The organism is Sporolactobacillus laevolacticus DSM 442, assembly GCF_000497245.1.
GTDB lineage: Bacteria > Bacillota > Bacilli > Bacillales > Sporolactobacillaceae > Sporolactobacillus > Sporolactobacillus laevolacticus.
In genome coordinates this window covers 100,495-117,138 of sequence record NZ_AWTC01000009.1, presented here as the reverse complement: position 1 = coordinate 117,138, position 16,644 = coordinate 100,495, and the positions used below count along the sequence as shown (strand labels likewise).

Sequence of the window (16,644 nt, the reverse complement as noted above, 5' to 3'; positions counted from 1 at the left end):
TTCCCCTGTTAAGTTATAGCTTTCATTTTTGGTTCCTGCTATCTTCATCAACATTTAACATCAACATTTAAGCCTAAGAAAAAAGACCCCTTAAGATGGGATCTTGTTCTTCAATGGCTGGCTGTACTAGCCTTATAGAATAATGGCGATTAAGCCTCCGGAACCTTCATTGATGATGCGCTCCAATGTCTCTTTCAGCTTATATCGCGCGTTCTCAGGCATCTGCGCGAGTTTTGCTGAAATGCCTTCGCGAACGATGGAGTTGAGTGACCTTCCGAAAATATCAGAGTTCCAAATGGATAACGGATCATCCTCAAAGTCTTGCATTAAATAACGGACAAGTTCTTCACTCTGTTTTTCTGTACCGATGATTGGTGCAAATTCCGACTCGACATCAACTTTGATCATATGAATCGATGGAGCGACAGCCTTCAAGCGAACACCGAAGCGCGAACCTTGCTTGATAATCTCAGGTTCATCAAGACTCATATCACTGATTGATGGAGCTGCGATACCATAGCCAGTCTGTTTGACCATCTTGAGGGCATCGGCGACCTGGTCGTACTCTCTTTTTGCATGAGCAAATTCCTGCATCAGTTGAAGCAGATGATCTTTACCTCGAATCTCAACACCAACCACTTCTTTGAGCACTTGATCATAGAGATTATCCGGCGCGAAGAGGTCAATTTCAGCGGTTCCTTTGCCCATCTCAATACCTGAGAGCTGTGCGTTTTCGATGAAATCGTATTGGCCAAAAGTGCCAACAACCCGGTCGACATCACGGAGACGCTTAATATCTTTCACCGTTTCTTTGACTGCATCTTCGTAACTCTTCCTCAGCCAGTGCTCATCCTTCAGCACCATGACCCAACTTGGCAGGTTAACATTCACTTCAAGAACAGGAAATTCAAACAACGCTTCCCGTAATATGTTATTGATGTCATGTTCCGTCATGTTCTCCACGCTTTGCGCGAGCACCGGAATATCATACTTCTCAGACATTTCCTTTCTCAGAGCTTCAGTCTCCGGATGATAAGGATGCGTGGAATTGATGATCAGGATGAACGGTTTTCCAACCTCTTTCAGTTCATCGACAATCCGTTCCTCCGCTTCCACATAATCATCACGGCCAATTTCACCGATGGATCCGTCGGTCGTAATGACAACACCCAGCGTTGAATGCTCTTGAATGACTTTGCGAGTCCCGATTTCCGCTGCTTCCTGGAACGGAATGGGTTCATCATACCATGGAGTGTGCACCATGCGCGGGCCATTCTCATCTTCAAAACCTTTTGCTCCTTTGACGGCATAGCCGACACAATCGACCACCCGGATATTGACATCAAGCCCCTCCTCTACGGTTACTTTTACCGCGTGATTGGGAATAAATTTGGGCTCTGTCGTCATAATCTGTTTGCCCGCTGCGCTTTGAGGCAATTCATCCTTCGCACGTACGCGATCTGCCTCATCTTCAATATTCGGCAAAACTACGAGTTCCATGAATTTCTTGATAAATGTCGATTTCCCGGTTCGGACGGCCCCGACAACGCCCAAATAAATATCTCCGCCGGTTCGTTCAGCAATGTCCTTAAAAATGTCCACTCGTTCAAGTTTTTCCAAAGTTGGCACCCTCCCGCTCCTCCTTCTGCACTAAATTACCTCGGTGATCGTTCTTAACATATGACTTTGTCCATTGAATATGCCAATAAAATTGGACTTTCCAAAGCGATCTATTCAAAACTGGACCAGCAGCCGATTTTTCAACCGCCTATCCCTATTAAAATATTGTCCAATTGTTTTTTTATGCCTGTAATATAAAAAAAAGCGGGGGAAAACATAAATGTTTTCTCCCGTTTGACTAAATCCTTCCACGCCTTTCAGCTCTTGCAGAATGATTGACGCACCTATAAATTATGCTATTCCTACTTCGTTTGTCGCTGACGACGGCCCAATACTAATGTTTTGGGCCAAAAATTTTTGACAAAGATGAGAAGCTGCTTGGCATATTGCCAGAGGTAATGGCTTTCACAATTGCCTCTTCCTTTTCTTTTGAAACCGGAACCCCCGCCGTGCTCCCAATCCTGGCAATCAGGTCCCTGACCACCTTAGGATCGCTGAAATCAGCGTTTGATACTGAATTGGCTATCTCAAGGATATCCTCTTTCTTCACGTTCGTCTTCTTTTCAATGTTATCAAAAAAAGGATTATTGGAATCCAATGAACGTCCTCCTTTTCCCTGCATTCCCTACATGGTATGCAGAAAAAAGAAACGGTGTGCCAAAGCTTACTGCTCTCGAACGATTTTTTCAGCAAGACTGTGTGAAAGCGGAGCAATCTCATCTTTCTTGTCACGATCCATCAGCTCATCAACTGCGTCTTTCGGGTGTTTTCCATCGAACAGCACCTGATAAATAGCCGCGGTAATCGGCATTTCAATGTTCATTTTAAGTGCGAGTGCATTTGCGGCCTCAGCAGTCCGGACACCTTCAACAACCATGCCCATCTGTTGTAATACAGCATCCAGCTTTTCACCTTTGCCAAGTAAATTACCGGCTCTCCAGTTCCTGCTGTGGATACTGGTACAGGTGACGATCAAATCGCCCATACCCGTTAAACCTATGAACGTTAAAGGATGCGCCCCCATTTTCGTTCCAAGTCTGGATATTTCAGCGAGACCTCTCGTAATGAGCGCTGCTTTAGCGTTGTCACCGTATCCAAGGCCGTCCAATATTCCTGCACCTAGCGCAATGATATTTTTCAATGCGCCGCCAATTTCGACACCAACCGTATCTTCATTGGTATAGACACGAAAATAGTGGTTGAAGAAGAGATCCTGCGCTTTTTTCGCAGCTTCAAGATTTGAGGATGCAACAGCGACTGTTGTTGGATGCCTAAGCGAGACTTCCTCAGCGTGACTTGGCCCTGAAAGGACAACCACAGCCGTTCTCAATGTCTCAGGTATCTCTTCCTCGATCACCTCAGACATCCTTTTAAACGATCCTGGCTCGATTCCCTTTACGCCATGAATAAACAGCACAGGCTGTTTCAAACTACTTTTTATTTGACGAAGAACATCCCTCATTGCCTTAGCGGGAACAACGAGCAATATCGCCGCAGCCTGATCAAGTGCGTTACCTAATTGGCTTGTTCCTTCGATCCGGTCAGAGAGAACGACACCGGGAAGATACTTCTCGTTCGTATGCTCATTCAGAATCTCATCTGCCTGTTCTTTTCTATGGCTCCAAAGTGAAACTTTGTAACCGTTATCCGCCAGAACCATTGAAAGTGCGGTACCCCAGCTTCCTGCGCCAATAACTGCTACTTTCTTCATCGCACTGCCTCCTTCAGCAAGACTTTCAATAAGTATCATTAAGCCTGTATTTTTTTATGTCCAAGCTTGTTTTCCTTGCCGTGAATTAGACGGACGATATTTGCCCGGTGTTGGTAATAAGCAAGAATCGAAATTAAAAAAGCAATGATTAGAACTCCGGCGGAATAGTCGTTAAAGAACCAACCAAGGACAGGTGTCAGTAAAAGGAAAAATAGCGATCCTAAGGAAACAAAACGAGTAATCGCAATGATCAGGATTGTCAATACACCGGCGATAAGCGCATATAGCGGCATAATCATAAAAAATACACCGATCGTCGTTGCAACGCCCTTGCCGCCTTTAAAACCAAAATATACGGGAAAATCGTGGCCAACAATCGCGGCCAACCCGGAAAAGGCAACAGCCCATTCAGGCAGACCTATCGCTCTGGCAATCAACACACAAACGATGCCTTTTATAACATCAAGAAGCAAGACACCGACAGCCCACTTCGTACCAAGGACTCGCATTGTATTCGTTGCTCCTGCGTTACCACTCCCAGTTTTGCGAATATCAATCTTTTTGATTTTTTTTGTGATTAAATAGCTGAAGCTAATTGAGCCAATCAAATAAGAAATTATTATCGAAAGTGCGATCAGCATTGTTCGAACATCCCCTCTTACTTCTCATTCTTCTTGCGTGATAAAATCTTGATTGGCGTTCCAACGAAACCAAACGTTTCCCGAATCCGGTTTTCGACATGCCGCACATAGGAAAAGTGCAAGAGTTCCGGATCATTGACAAACAGTACAAAGACAGGCGGTCGCACCGCGACCTGGGTGGTGTAGTATATTTTAAGCCGTTTTCCTTTGTCTGACGGAGGCGGCGTCATTGCAACCGTATCCATAATACAATCGTTGAGCAAGCTTGTCTGCACACGCAAGCTATGATTTTCCGCCACTTGCTGAATCACAGGCAAAATCTGGTCAACCCGACTGCCGGTTAAAGCGGATAGAAAAACAATCGGCGCATAGTCAATAAACTGAAATTGCTCGCGGATTTTCTTTTTGAATTTGTCCATTGTCTTCCCGTCTTTTTCAACGGCGTCCCATTTATTAACGACAATGACGATTGCTCTACCCGCATCATGGGCGTAACCGGCAATTTTTTTATCCTGTTCGATAATACCTTCTTCACCATTGATTAACACAAGTACGACATCCGACTCTTCAATCGAACGCTGTGCGCGCAAAACGCTGTATTTTTCCGTTTTCTCATAGACCCTGCCGCGCCTTCTTATGCCAGCCGTATCCACAATAACAAAATTCTGCCCATCTCTTGTAAACGGGGTATCAATTGCGTCACGCGTTGTCCCGGCAATATCACTGACAATCACCCGTTCTTTGCCTAAAATCGTATTGACTAGTGAAGATTTGCCGACGTTCGGTCGCCCAATTAAAGCGAAGCGGATGGCGCCATCATCTTCATCCTCCGTTTCGATGTATGGAAATTTTGCGGTTACCGCATCGAGCAGATCACCAATACCGAGCCCATGTGCGCAAGATATCGCATAAGGTTCGCCAAGACCTAGTGAATAAAACTCATACATTTGTTCGCGTTGTTTAAAATTATCCAGCTTATTGACCCCAAGGACAACGTGCTTCTTTGAACGTCTTAAAAGATGTGCAACTGCTTCATCTGCATCCGTCACCCCTGTTTTACCATCAACAATGAATAGAATGACGTCAGACTCATCTACAGCAATTTCGGCCTGAGCGCGCATCTGTGCCAACAGAGGCTCATCACCAATTTCGATACCACCTGTGTCAATCACATGAAATTCATAATTCAGCCATGATCCGTTCCCATATAAACGGTCACGGGTCACCCCTGGTTTGTCCTCTACAATGGCCATACGACCACCGACAATACGATTGAACAGGGTCGATTTGCCGACATTCGGCCTGCCGACAATAGCTATCGTGGGTTTAGACATATTGCTCCTCCTTCAACACTAATCCTGACAAAGCAGGCGATGTCTTATCATCCATTTTACACACTCCAGTGATCGTGCAAAATGTCTAATATTTTTAATGCCCTGCCTGTCAACGCTTATTCTTAGCATAAAGAAAAACTTGGCGAATCCAAGTCTTTGACTCCGGCTGAGCCTTAGTTTTTCTTATACTAGATACCGCTAATCTCTTGTCTTTTATACATTAGTATTTGCATAAAATAAACCTTTCCTTTAACAGGAGAGGTTCAAAGATGAAATCTTACATTGCGACTACTCATCTATCTCTGTTATTCCCGGCTTTACACGACCGCATACTGCCGAATGACAAGAGATTTTGACTGTAGCCTTGAAGAAGCGGAAAAGGAAGGAAGTAGAGTAGTTCTCCCATCATTTTCCGCTTCTATAATCACCAATCATTTTGTTATTTATACTTTTTCAATTGATCGCCAATCATATCGCCAAGTGAAAATCCGGATGTTGCTTCTTCAATTTCAGGTGTTTCTTGAGGCTGTTCCGTGTGTTTTTCCACTTTTGGTTCTTCGAGCGACTTAATGCTCAGTGATACGCGCTGTTCGTCGGCATTGACATCCAGCACCTTGACTTTGATCGATTGACCTTCAGTCAGCACTTCTTCAGGAGTACCAATGTGTTCATGAGATATTTCCGAAATGTGGACTAAGCCTTCAACACCTGGAATGAGCTCAACAAATGCGCCAAATGGAACAAGTCTCTTAACTGTTCCGTCAAGAACATCTCCACCGTGAATCTTCGTTTTCGCAGTTTCCCAAGGACCTGGTTGAGTTGCTTTAATGGAAAGTGAGATTCTTTCATTTTCAGGATCAACGGCGAGAACTTTGACCTTGACTTTATCGCCTTCCGATACAACCTCAGATGGAGTCTCAACGTGATAGTGGGCAAGTTGTGAAATATGAACAAGCCCATCAACCCCGCCGATGTCTACAAAAACGCCAAAGTCTGTCAGGCGTTGAACAGTGCCTTCAAGCACGGCACCTTCTTTAATGCCCTGCAGAGTCTCCACTTTCTTCTTATCCGCTTCTTCATCCAAAACCGCACGGTGAGACAAGATCACTTTTCGCTTCTCACGATCAAGTTCAACGATTTTTACATCAAGAGGTTTTCCTTTATAATCACTGAAGTCTTCAACAAAATGGCGTTCAACCAGTGAAGCCGGAATAAATCCGCGCACGCCTAAGTCGACCACTAGTCCACCCTTAACGACATCAGCAATTTCAACAGAGAACGTTGTCTTTTCGTTAAACTTTGTTTCCAAATCGCCCCAGGATCTGTCTGCATCGACTTCTCTCTTGGACAGAACGAGTTCGTCGTCTTCCAATTTCGTTACCTTCACACTGACTTCATCGCCTTCGTGAAGCAGGTCAGAGACTTTCTCAACATGTAGGCTTGAAAGTTCGCTAATAGGCAGTATGCCGTCTACTTTATATCCAACATCAACTAACGCATGTTTTTCTTCTACTTTAGTTACTTTACCACTGACTACATCTCCAACACTTAATGCATCGAAAGACGCCATTTCGTGATTTACTTCTTCAACCATTCTCCGGGACCTCCTTTAATTAACCAAACGAGAAAATATCCTACTCATAACTTCTTACAAATAGACGCTTTTGTCAAGCAGTTGGACCTGCGTGCTCATCGAGCAATGCCTGAATCCGCCTCATGATCACCGTGCTTGCCTCAGATGATTTCAGCTTCTGATTTTTCATAGCCATTGTATCCACAGGCTTACCGAAAACAATTTTCATCTTGCTTCTGAATTTGTATCGGCCAATAATTGCGCAAGGTACCACAACAGCATCCGTTTTTAATGCAAAAAAGCCTGCACCTGAGAGCCCTTGTTTAAGCGGAGCATCCTGATTTAAATTACGATGCCCTTCCGGAAAGAGCAGTAAAGCGTGTCCTTCCCGGATCAGTTTAAGTGCCATGCGGATCGCGCCTCTGTCACCCTCGCCTCGCCTAACTGGAAAAGAATTCAGATGCCTCAGAAGCACACCTAAAACAGGGACTTTAAAAAGTTCTGATTTAGCGATAAAGCTTAGCGCCCGGGTAATCGACACCCCAATGAATGGCGGATCGAAATTGGATAAGTGATTGCTGCAGATCAGCACGCCGCCCTGCTTGGGAATATTTTCGCTTCCGATTACAGTAATTCTGAAAAACAAATGATAAAAGATTTTTACAAGCGGCTTTCCAATTGGATAGAGATTCAAGATAACTGTTTCTCCTTTACAAGCTGAAGAATTTTTTTAACGACTTCTTCAATACTTAATGAAGTTGTATCAAGTGCAATCGCATCTTCTGCTTTGACAAGTGGAGAAACCTCACGTTCCATATCTTTCTTGTCTCTAAGAGCAATAGCTTCCCTTAATGATTCAATAGACGGATGTCTTCCCTTCAGTTCCTCTTCCTTATATCTTCGGATGGCTCGTTCATCAACTGACGCGATCAAAAATATTTTCACTTGAGCTTTCGGAAGTACATGCGTGCCGATGTCTCGCCCGTCCATAACAACACTGCATGATGCGGCTAGTTTTCTCTGACGGCTGACCATTTCCATTCTGACTTCCTCGAAAGAAGAAACGAGTGACACATGTTCAGATACGTCTGGATAGCGGATGCGGTCTGTGACGTCAGTGCCGTCTACGTAGACTTTCTGACCGTTACCCTCTTGAACAAGTTCAATTTCAGTCTGATCCAACAATTGTTTAAGTTGATGACCATCATTTATGTCTGTTCCTGTCATCAAGGCTTTATATGTGAGCGAGCGGTACATCGCTCCCGTATCAATATAAACAAACCCCAAAGTCTTTGCAGCAATCTTGGCCACTGTACTTTTCCCAGCTGCGGCAGGACCGTCGATTGCTACTTGAAATAACCTCTCCATGTACGTGCATACTCCCATCTATCTTATCTATTTCTTGAAAAAAAGATCCGTTCAGATTATATTCATTCAGCTTTATAGCCGACTAGAGTCATGTTGTCTTCGTGACTCCAAATCCAACAGCTTTTTCCTAGCCTCGAGCTGTTTTTCAAAGCAGAAACGGATAATCGGCTGCCGCTCTCTTTCCGTTTGCGGTAGAAACTGAATTGATGCTCGCTTGCTTGATGTGAGCCTGTCCATAAAAATACGAACGACAATTCCTCGTATCCTGATATATTGATAAGATCCGGTTGTCATAGGCAGGCTTATCCAGGATTCCACCATATCCTCCTCACTTACTTCTGCATGGTCTGGCAAAAGGATTAGTATCCCGCCGCCGCCAACATCACTGGTCAGTGTCGTGAATGGATGAAACGCTTCATTCAAAGAATGAATGGCGATATCAACATTTGCTTCCACTCTGACAAAATTTCTGCGCTGGATCTCTACCATATTTTCCTCGCCATCGAAGCTCATCAACATTAACGGAATCTGACCGGCAATCCGGTGAACAAAAGTCGTTTGGAAACGAAACGCTTGATTATCTACAATATATGTGGCCATAAAAGCCATACCGTTGATAAAAATTGGTGTTTTTCCTGTTTTTTCATCAATTGGATAATCAATTAACAGCGCGCTCTCTTTTACTTCGGCAATCTTGCACCGAAACCGCGTGATCTGATTCTGGTCATCTTTTTGTTCGAGAATCAGTGTTTCGCCGATTTTCAATTTCATGACCATTCCCCCGAACTGATCTTAAGTATCAAATCACGAATAGCAGGCTTGGCAGTTTGTGCCAAAAGTCTCACATCTAAACCTCATTATACATTAGAAGACTTGGTTCAGCAAAGTCATGTTCAAAGATGAACCTTAGTCGTGACGGTCAGGATGACCTAATGTCGGATATGCCACAGGACGTGGCGTTTTATCCGACCACTTACACTTGTTTCCTCCTTTCTTTATTCTTTTTTCTCTAATGACGAGTGTTAGAAGACTTGGTTCAGCAAAGTCATGTTCAAGATGAACCTTACTCTCTAAGCAGCTCGATTTTTTCCTGATCGCCATTATCAGCATTAAGCATGACACGATACGTATCGTGATCTCTGGTGGCAAAAAACTCATAGCAAAGTACATTTTTGAGCAGCGGATTTTGAAACACAGCGAGATTCATCTCTTGTATCTTTAAATTTGAGTTTAACTTTTTTCTGGCTTCGCGTTCTGAAAGTTTCGGTTTAAGCGGCACATTATCGTATTTATTAAATAGATAATCGGTCTGGTCAAATGCAATAATCTCGCCATTATCAAGAGCTACTTTTATTCGCATTGATGCTGGGTAGACACGTACATTATTTTTTCTAAATACATAAGTAAGAACAGCGACCCCATTATATTTGTTTCTTTTGGTTAACTCCATATTTTTCAAATCATGCCTTTTTAAAAACACAGCTGATTTTTGAGAAGCCTCATAGAGATTCAGATGTTCTTTGCGGATTGTTCGTTCAAATAGAAACCAAATCACATGCCCGCCCTTTTTTGTCACTGACGCATTTAATGTTCTCCCATGATCTTTCAGAGTTATTTCATAGGCAGGAGTATTCGATCCTTTGCCTGTCTCATTGATCTTAATTATCTTTGCTCTTGGGAGGGCCATCCATTTTTTTAAATTGGCAACTGCCTGCTGTCGAGAGACAATCGGCCCTTTCATGGGATTAATTTTCTTCTTTTCCAGCACAACGTTTTTTGGGTTTTCCGGGCTGAAGCTCTGTGTATAATCGGTTGCCTGCACATTGATACGTTTCATGCCGTCGACGACTTGATTGTCCTGATTCTCCTTCTTGCCTTTAAGTACCCATTCTACGTCCATCCAATGCAAATGTTGGGCCATCACCTTTGCCTGCACATCTCTTAATCCATCCCGTATAGACATGGACTCTTTATAGAGTTTCTGTAGACTTTTATATTCCTTTTTGCTGAGCGGGCGATCATTTGTTGTTTTCACGCCCGTATTATAGGTGAATTCCCCAACATGGGAGAGAAATTCGTTAGTCCGGTTAAATGGTAGCAAGGTTAAAGGCAATTCGTTTGCTGCAGCATGAGCGAGCGCACTTAGTCTCCATGTTTCCACAAGCTGCGGCCTCATGGTCTCACGTGATTGCATGGCAAGTGACATTCCCAAAGATTCTTCTAGTGAATCCACATAATAAGTCAATTCGTGAAATGCTTGCTGATAGTGATTTTCCGCAGAGATCATCACCGCTTTTTTCATTTGATGCTCCTGATAGCCCCAGACACCAAGACCAATCAGAAGTGCTGCCGCCACAACCGACAGTACAACAACCCACGTTCGGCGTTTCATGCGCGTCCCCCCTTATTTACAAAATATGTGCTTTCCGATCTTGCCGATTTGCGGTCTCGACCAAATCCAAGCCGAGGTTGCTGTTTCCGGATTAAAATAATAAAGCGCGCCATTCGACGGGTCCCAGCCATTGATTGCATCCATGACTGCTCTCTTAGCCACATCATTAGGTGTTAGCCAAATTTGTCCATCGGCAACCGCTGTAAAAGCTCCTGGCTGAAAGATAACATCTGAAATATTATTCGGAAAGCGCGGATCAGCAACACGATTAATAATGACAGCAGAGACAGCAACCTGACCGATATACGGCTCACCTCGCGACTCACCATAGACAGCATTTGCCATCAGGTTGACATCTGACTTTGAATAGCCCTGCGGAAGATTATCTATCGTGTAATTTCCCTTTCCTTGTTGTGGTGGTTTGCTGGTTCCACCTCCGCTACTGGAAGGATTTTTTGCTTTCTTTTTCACCTGTTGATTCAGAGGCACGCCTCCGTAATAAGTAAACTCGTTACCCTCTCGTAAATTACGTAGAACAAATTCACGATCATACTGAGAGGCTTTTGTTAGTTTTAGTTTGGTGAGACTTCCTGCCATACCATCCACCGGCAATCCAAACTGATACTGAAAATTTCGAAGCGCCCAGTATGTCCCATACCCAAACGCCCCATCAATTTTCCCCTTATAAAAACTCGAATATTGAAGACGCGCTTGAAGCTCGACAACATCCTCTCCGGTATCACCTCTCATAATTACCCGATTTGAAAATGCATCAGCCGCTCCGGCCTGAAAAAGCAAGACAGATGCGAGAATAGCAGTGCAAAAGTCTCGAATCAGTCGTTTTCTCAATGACTTAATCCTCCCTTGAGTACGCATAAAACCACTCAATAGTACATGTGGTTACGCTAAGCTCTGAAATCAGGTTTATGTTTCCAAGAAAAGTTCGGATTATACATTCCTGATCTTTAAGTTAGGTTGATGTCAAAAAATTATTATGATCGAAGATACAATACATCAGAGATGCGAAAAAAGTTCAAGAAAAAAAACGACTATGATCAAGTCATAGCCGCTTCAAATGATTCAATTTATAAAAATTATCCCTAACATAGGGTTCTAGAACCATCCTCGAATACGTGCGGATTCTGCCATTTTGTAAACGCCCGCAATGCAGGCGGCCGCTTTCATCGAGATTTGGCGTTCTTCGGCTATCTCGTGGATTCTTAAAAAAGCATCCGCCAATATTTGTCGAACCCTCATTTCGCCTTCCTCTTTGCTCCATATAAGCCCTTGCCTGTTTTGCGCCCACTCGATATAAGAAGAAGTCATATCGCCGGAACTTGTCAGAATTTCCGGAATGAACAAAATACCGTTCTGTATCATTCGATCTGCTGCTTCGTCCGATACCGCCCCATCTGCAGCTTCAATCACAATCTTGCTCTTAATCGTTGTCACGTTCTTCTCATCAATCTGATTTTCGACTGCAGCGAGTACCATAATGTCACATGGTTTTTCAATGAGTTCCTGACTTGTCAACGTATGTTTATAGAGCTTCGTAATCGTTCCAAAACTATCACGACATTCAATAAGCGAATCCATATCAAGACCGGAAGCATTATACACTGCTCCATAGGCATCGGAAAGTCCCGTAATGGTCACACCTGAATCGGACAAGGACTTTGCGACATAGCTGCCTAATGAACCGAATCCCTGCACGATCGCAGTTGCACCATTTAAATCAATTCCTTTTTTTCGGGCGGCTTCAGATATAAACAAGACAATGCCGCGACCTGCGGAATTTTCACGGCTTTTAAGTCCCCCAAGCACGATAGGCTTTCCTGTAATAAACCCGGCAGACTGATCAGGGCAAAGCTTGCTGTATTCGTCCATCATCCAGGCCATCACTTGTGAATTGGTAAAAACATCTGGAGCAGGTATGTCTTGATAAGGTCCAATCATAGAACTAATCGCTTGTATGTAACCTCTGCTTAGCAGTTCGAGTTCCCGAAATGACAATTCTCTAGGCTCACAAATCACGCCACCTTTCGCACCGCCAAAGGGAATGTTGAGCAATCCGTTTTTCAAGCCATTCATAATGGACAGTGCTTTCATCTGTGGCTCGGATACTTCAGGATGAAAAAGTACGCCGCCCTTTGTCGGTCCGACGGAAAAACTATGCTGGACGCGATATCCCGAAAAGACCCTGACATGTCCATTATCCATTTTGACTGGTATTCTGACAGCAAGTGTGCGTTGGGGCTCGATCAAAAGCTCAAAAACATCTTCTGAATAGCCCAGTTCTGATAAAGATTGCTGAATAAGTGAGCGAACTGAAGTCAGACATTGTTCGTGTTTCATCATATAGTCCTGATGATAAACCGACACAAAAATCGTCCTTTCTATTTTCTTTCCGAATACTTTTGACCATGTATTAATCTATTTTATCTCCTATTTCATTCATGTGGAGAGATGTTCATGCATAATAATTATTAAGAACAATTTGAGCCGTGCATTCGGACTCAGCGGCTGGCAATGAAAAGCCCCGCGTGATCAGGCATGCGGAGCTTTAATAAAGTATCTGTAGATTTCTGAAATCGCATTATCCTTCATCAGGAGTTTTCCATACTCCTCTAATCTATAAATAGTAATCGTGGATGTATTGCCAAACTCGGCAAGTACGGCGACAAGCGTTTCGAGATCAAGCTCATCGCTCAGATGATTTTCATCAAAGTGGATATAATATTTATTCTCATAAAGAAACAAGCTTCCTGTCTTAATGTTCAGATCGTGAAGCGTTTTCGACAAAGCAATCACATCATCAAACTGCTCAAACTGATAAAGAACGTCCTGGCTCTCATCCAATGTGACTTGCATCTGAATAAAATCATCGTCATCTTCAAATTCTTCATCTGAATCATCGTCACGATCGTTTCTACCCTTGGAAACGATAACGACCATTCCCTGTGCCGGGAGTGAAAAGACTTCAACATCAATCGGTCCAGACGCTTCAAAACCAAGCTCATCGTCCGCTTCTAGCATCATATCGCGGAAAAGTTTCTCAACCCTCGGCAAGTCGTGCCACATATCTTCTTTTGTAATGCCGCGTTCTTTGAGATCGTCAAAAGTCAGGAATATTTTGATCCTGTCACCATTTAAACGTTCCAATCGCATCGCAAATGTCCTCCTTGCCGTCCAGCCTAATCTTTTCTTTGCACCGCCGCAGACTTTTACTATAATTATATGATCTCGGCATATTTCGGTGTCTCCTGTCTAGAGTTTGTTTATCACTCAGACCACGAAAGACAAGCCGGTTTCGCTTAACAGCCAGCGAACAAAAGACTTGAGTGTAGTATACAACGCAATGTGAAAAATGTACATGCTTTTACACTTATCAAAGGCTTTACTTCTTTGTTAACCTAAGCATCAGCGCGTCAGGCTTCGCTCCTAAACGGAGCGGAAGCTTGGTTGTTCCATAACCGCTGCTGATGATTAGTGTTCCAAATCCATGTCTTTTTACCCCAGCTTTTTCTTTCAACGTATAGCCAAACACGTTGATTTGTCCACTATGTGTGTGTCCTGAAATAACATAATCGATATCCATCGATCTATTCAACTTCTTCTGGATATCAGGGTTGTGGCTTAAAAGGATAGTTGGAGCAAATAGCCTTCTCGAAGCAAGCGTCTTGGCAAGATCATCATAATGTCTTGTAGAATCGTTAACACCCGACAAATTTAGAAAGCTGTTGTTCTCCTCTAATACATGCGTGGAGTTGTTCAAAATAGTTACCTGAAATTCTTCTAAAATACGCGCAACTTGATCAGGACCTGCATCCCAGTCATGGTTACCCCATACAAAGAAAACCGGACCGCGCTCTGTAAGTCGTTTTACATTTTCACGCACTCTTGAAAACGACACACCTCTCTCAGTGAGATCTCCGCCAATTACGATATAATCTGCCTTTTGTTCAAAGGAGTCGAGCCATTGTTCGGAAATGAGACGACGATGAATATCTGAGATAAAAAAGATGGTTTTTCCATCAAAAGGATCAGGCAAACCGCTTATTTTCAATTCCAACGGAATCAAACGGTTCATTCGTCCTTCAAGAAACATATAGGTAAGCAGCACTAATGTAATCGGTACCAATATTAAGTAGAGAAAGGACAAATGAAATCACTCCACACTTTAAATTACATTGAACGATCCCGTCCCATTAAGAGACGTCATAAACAATTCGCATGAGTGTCGGATTATAAGACATTGAGAATCAAAAATTAAACGTATTTATAAGGTTTCGGTCTATGTACAAGCAGAACTGGCATATAAAAAGATGATGAATTCACATGAATGACTGAAAGGAGGTTTCTTCTTGGCTACATCTAGAAAATGGTATTCACCTTATGTCAGTCCTATGGATCCTTGCCCGCCACTCAGTCCTGTCTCCTATGAGACACCAGTACAGCTCTATCTAGGTTTCCAACCGAGGGGTATGGAACAATTTTCGCCTTTTGAAGCGCTCGCGCATGGCACCTTATGGCCGGGGCTCTATACCCCGTATACGAATCCATATTTGCTTAAGAAAAGAGGGATTGACACAAATGGCTGAGCCAAAACAAGTGCCAGAGAGTTATTATTCCGATCTGAAATCGCTCCAGGCCATTGACTTCACGCTTGTAGAACTGACTCTTTATCTTGATACACATCCCGATGACTTAGAAGCACTTAAACAATTTAATTCAGCGGCGAAGAAAAGTGCCGAACTTCGCGAAACTTTCGAAGCAAAATACGGCCCGCTCAGACAGTTTGGCCATAGTCTTTCTGCCTATCCGTGGCAATGGATAGACACACCTTGGCCGTGGCAAGTCTAACCTCTATTCCCTGACTGATAAACGAGGAGGCGGACATTTGTGTGGTATTATGAAAAGAAACTTCAATACCCTGTCCGAGTAGGAATCTGCAACCCTAAAATGGCAAAGTTCCTGATCGAACAGTACGGAGGCGCTGATGGCGAGCTTGCCGCTGCGCTCCGTTATTTGAATCAGCGTTACACGATACCTAGTCGAGTTATGGGCTTGCTTAATGATATCGGCACAGAAGAATTCGCACACTTGGAAATGATTGCCACAATGGTTTACAAGTTAACTAAGGATGCAACACCTGAACAACTAAAAGAAGCAGGCCTTGGCGAGCATTATGTCGATCATGGAAAATCAGTTTATTACCATAACGCAGCCGGTCAAAAGTTCGACATGCCCATTCAATCCAAAGGCGATCCGATTGCCGATTTGTATGAAGACATTGCGGCTGAAGAAAAAGCACGTTCCACCTATCAATGGATTATTAATATCTCCGATGACCCGCTGATTAATGATTCCCTTGGTTTCCTTCGTGAACGTGAAATCATTCACTCGCAACGGTTTCGCGAAGCCGTTGAGCTGCTCAAGGAAGAACAAAACAAAAAGAAAGTGTTCTGATTCTGACGAAAAAACAATTAATATTTGGCTGCTTCACGTCTCATCGCGAAGCAGCCATCTTTATGAATAGCAATTACTTATAAAACAGGTTAATATCAAATTCTTTTTTCAGGTAATTCATTATTACGTAGCGAGCAGAATCACCTTTGAAATCGACCTGTTCCTTAAGCCAAAGCTCATCTGTGCGATCAATTACCTCATCACGCAGATCATCAAAATCATCTTCAGCGTCTTCTCGTTCGCCCCGGCAGAATATAAAAACTATGATAAACAAAACAGAGAGAAACAGGATCAACAAAACTCCGGGTCGACTGATCAATGTATGAAAGCCCTTCATGGAGGAGAGACTTTCCGGATGAAAAAAGAAGACATAAAGGATCAAGCTGCCGCAGCAGGCGATCAAACTTAGACTAGCCACCGCCTCTCTTCGTTTCCATGTATTTTTCTTTTGTTTGCGCTTGATGAGTTCCGTCAAAATAGTATATGTGATACTAGGAATCTGCCCATTATCACGAAATGCCTGGAGCGACATCGCC

At 43.4% G+C, this 16,644-nt stretch carries 18 protein-coding genes; 3 read left to right on the top strand and 15 right to left on the bottom strand.

Annotated features, from left to right (window positions below; all coding sequences use genetic code 11):
- Nucleotides 1-132 precede the first annotated feature (132 nt).
- The 14 genes from spoIVA to P343_RS29110 all read right to left on the bottom strand — a co-directional run bounded on the left by spoIVA (nucleotide 133) and on the right by P343_RS29110 (nucleotide 14,801).
- Nucleotides 133-1,620 carry a stage IV sporulation protein A gene (gene spoIVA, locus P343_RS29175; protein WP_031263989.1) on the bottom strand — a complete coding sequence of 496 codons (1,488 nt, stop codon included), beginning with the start codon at nucleotides 1,618-1,620 and terminating at the stop codon, nucleotides 133-135.
- Between the two features lie 334 nt (nucleotides 1,621-1,954).
- Nucleotides 1,955-2,218: a stage VI sporulation protein F gene (locus P343_RS29170; protein ID WP_023510382.1), complete on the bottom strand. Its 264-nt coding sequence runs from the start codon at nucleotides 2,216-2,218 to the stop codon at nucleotides 1,955-1,957.
- Between the two features lie 66 nt (nucleotides 2,219-2,284).
- Entirely contained in the window at nucleotides 2,285-3,331 is a 1,047-nt protein-coding gene (locus P343_RS29165) for an NAD(P)H-dependent glycerol-3-phosphate dehydrogenase (RefSeq protein ID WP_023510381.1), read from the bottom strand.
- 38 nt (nucleotides 3,332-3,369) lie between these two features.
- Nucleotides 3,370-3,972, bottom strand: coding sequence for a glycerol-3-phosphate 1-O-acyltransferase PlsY (gene plsY / locus P343_RS29160; RefSeq protein WP_023510380.1), 603 nt, complete (start codon nucleotides 3,970-3,972; stop codon nucleotides 3,370-3,372).
- 17 nt (nucleotides 3,973-3,989) lie between these two features.
- A complete protein-coding gene (der, locus tag P343_RS29155; RefSeq protein ID WP_023510379.1) occupies nucleotides 3,990-5,306 on the bottom strand; it encodes a ribosome biogenesis GTPase Der in 1,317 nt (438 codons plus the stop codon).
- Nucleotides 5,307-5,745: 439 nt separating this feature from the next.
- Entirely contained in the window at nucleotides 5,746-6,900 is a 1,155-nt protein-coding gene (rpsA, locus tag P343_RS29150) for a 30S ribosomal protein S1 (protein ID WP_023510378.1), read from the bottom strand.
- 73 nt (nucleotides 6,901-6,973) lie between these two features.
- Nucleotides 6,974-7,573, bottom strand: a complete 600-nt coding sequence (locus P343_RS29145; RefSeq protein WP_023510377.1) for a lysophospholipid acyltransferase family protein — start codon at nucleotides 7,571-7,573, stop codon at nucleotides 6,974-6,976.
- Nucleotides 7,570-8,247, bottom strand: coding sequence for a (d)CMP kinase (gene cmk, locus P343_RS29140; RefSeq protein ID WP_023510376.1), 678 nt, complete (start codon nucleotides 8,245-8,247; stop codon nucleotides 7,570-7,572). Before cmk ends, P343_RS29145 begins: the two co-directional genes overlap by 4 nt.
- 72 nt (nucleotides 8,248-8,319) lie before the next feature.
- Complete coding sequence (locus P343_RS29135; protein WP_023510375.1) at nucleotides 8,320-9,018, bottom strand: flagellar brake protein; 699 nt, start codon at nucleotides 9,016-9,018, stop codon at nucleotides 8,320-8,322.
- 292 nt (nucleotides 9,019-9,310) lie between these two features.
- Nucleotides 9,311-10,639: a germination protein YpeB gene (gene ypeB / locus P343_RS29130; RefSeq protein ID WP_023510374.1), complete on the bottom strand. Its 1,329-nt coding sequence runs from the start codon at nucleotides 10,637-10,639 to the stop codon at nucleotides 9,311-9,313.
- A 12-nt stretch (nucleotides 10,640-10,651) separates the two neighbouring features.
- Nucleotides 10,652-11,515: a spore cortex-lytic enzyme gene (sleB, locus tag P343_RS29125; RefSeq protein ID WP_084297773.1), complete on the bottom strand. Its 864-nt coding sequence runs from the start codon at nucleotides 11,513-11,515 to the stop codon at nucleotides 10,652-10,654.
- Nucleotides 11,516-11,752: 237 nt separating this feature from the next.
- Nucleotides 11,753-12,997 (bottom strand): Glu/Leu/Phe/Val family dehydrogenase, encoded by a 1,245-nt coding sequence (locus tag P343_RS29120; RefSeq protein WP_031263987.1) that lies wholly within the window; start codon nucleotides 12,995-12,997, stop codon nucleotides 11,753-11,755.
- A 189-nt stretch (nucleotides 12,998-13,186) separates the two neighbouring features.
- Nucleotides 13,187-13,807 (bottom strand): genetic competence negative regulator, encoded by a 621-nt coding sequence (locus tag P343_RS29115; protein ID WP_023510371.1) that lies wholly within the window; start codon nucleotides 13,805-13,807, stop codon nucleotides 13,187-13,189.
- 229 nt (nucleotides 13,808-14,036) lie between these two features.
- Nucleotides 14,037-14,801 carry a metallophosphoesterase gene (locus P343_RS29110; RefSeq protein ID WP_023510370.1) on the bottom strand — a complete coding sequence of 255 codons (765 nt, stop codon included), beginning with the start codon at nucleotides 14,799-14,801 and terminating at the stop codon, nucleotides 14,037-14,039.
- A 202-nt stretch (nucleotides 14,802-15,003) separates the two neighbouring features.
- Between P343_RS29110 and P343_RS29105 the strand changes: the two genes are divergently transcribed.
- Genes P343_RS29105 through P343_RS29095 form a run of 3 tightly spaced genes read left to right on the top strand, consistent with a single transcriptional unit; the run spans nucleotide 15,004 to nucleotide 16,108 of the window.
- Nucleotides 15,004-15,240, top strand: a complete 237-nt coding sequence (locus P343_RS29105; protein ID WP_023510369.1) for a spore coat associated protein CotJA — start codon at nucleotides 15,004-15,006, stop codon at nucleotides 15,238-15,240.
- Nucleotides 15,233-15,502: a spore coat protein CotJB gene (locus tag P343_RS29100; RefSeq protein ID WP_023510368.1), complete on the top strand. Its 270-nt coding sequence runs from the start codon at nucleotides 15,233-15,235 to the stop codon at nucleotides 15,500-15,502. Before P343_RS29105 ends, P343_RS29100 begins: the two co-directional genes overlap by 8 nt.
- Before the next feature lie 39 nt (nucleotides 15,503-15,541).
- Nucleotides 15,542-16,108 carry a manganese catalase family protein gene (locus tag P343_RS29095; RefSeq protein ID WP_023510367.1) on the top strand — a complete coding sequence of 189 codons (567 nt, stop codon included), beginning with the start codon at nucleotides 15,542-15,544 and terminating at the stop codon, nucleotides 16,106-16,108.
- A gap of 73 nt (nucleotides 16,109-16,181) precedes the next feature.
- Here the strand turns inward: P343_RS29095 and P343_RS29090 are convergent, their stop codons facing one another.
- A complete protein-coding gene (locus tag P343_RS29090) occupies nucleotides 16,182-16,640 on the bottom strand; it encodes a DUF2663 family protein (protein ID WP_023510366.1) in 459 nt (152 codons plus the stop codon).
- Nucleotides 16,641-16,644: the final 4 nt, after the last annotated feature.

What these genes read in the sequence shown, in the direction of transcription:
- P343_RS29165 (WP_023510381.1), bottom strand. Translation starts at nt 3,331, where the DNA reads ATGAAGAAAGTAGCAGTTATTGGCGCAGGAAGCTGGGGTACCGCACTT.
- plsY (WP_023510380.1), bottom strand. Translation starts at nt 3,972, where the DNA reads ATGCTGATCGCACTTTCGATAATAATTTCTTATTTGATTGGCTCAATT.
- der (WP_023510379.1), bottom strand. Translation starts at nt 5,306, where the DNA reads ATGTCTAAACCCACGATAGCTATTGTCGGCAGGCCGAATGTCGGCAAA.
- rpsA (WP_023510378.1), bottom strand. Translation starts at nt 6,900, where the DNA reads ATGGTTGAAGAAGTAAATCACGAAATGGCGTCTTTCGATGCATTAAGT.
- cmk (WP_023510376.1), bottom strand. Translation starts at nt 8,247, where the DNA reads ATGGAGAGGTTATTTCAAGTAGCAATCGACGGTCCTGCCGCAGCTGGG.
- P343_RS29135 (WP_023510375.1), bottom strand. Translation starts at nt 9,018, where the DNA reads ATGAAATTGAAAATCGGCGAAACACTGATTCTCGAACAAAAAGATGAC.
- ypeB (WP_023510374.1), bottom strand. Translation starts at nt 10,639, where the DNA reads ATGAAACGCCGAACGTGGGTTGTTGTACTGTCGGTTGTGGCGGCAGCA.
- sleB (WP_084297773.1), bottom strand. Translation starts at nt 11,515, where the DNA reads ATGCGTACTCAAGGGAGGATTAAGTCATTGAGAAAACGACTGATTCGA.
- P343_RS29120 (WP_031263987.1), bottom strand. Translation starts at nt 12,997, where the DNA reads ATGATGAAACACGAACAATGTCTGACTTCAGTTCGCTCACTTATTCAG.
- P343_RS29115 (WP_023510371.1), bottom strand. Translation starts at nt 13,807, where the DNA reads ATGCGATTGGAACGTTTAAATGGTGACAGGATCAAAATATTCCTGACT.
- P343_RS29100 (WP_023510368.1), top strand. Translation starts at nt 15,233, where the DNA reads ATGGCTGAGCCAAAACAAGTGCCAGAGAGTTATTATTCCGATCTGAAA.
- P343_RS29090 (WP_023510366.1), bottom strand. Translation starts at nt 16,640, where the DNA reads ATGTCGCTCCAGGCATTTCGTGATAATGGGCAGATTCCTAGTATCACA.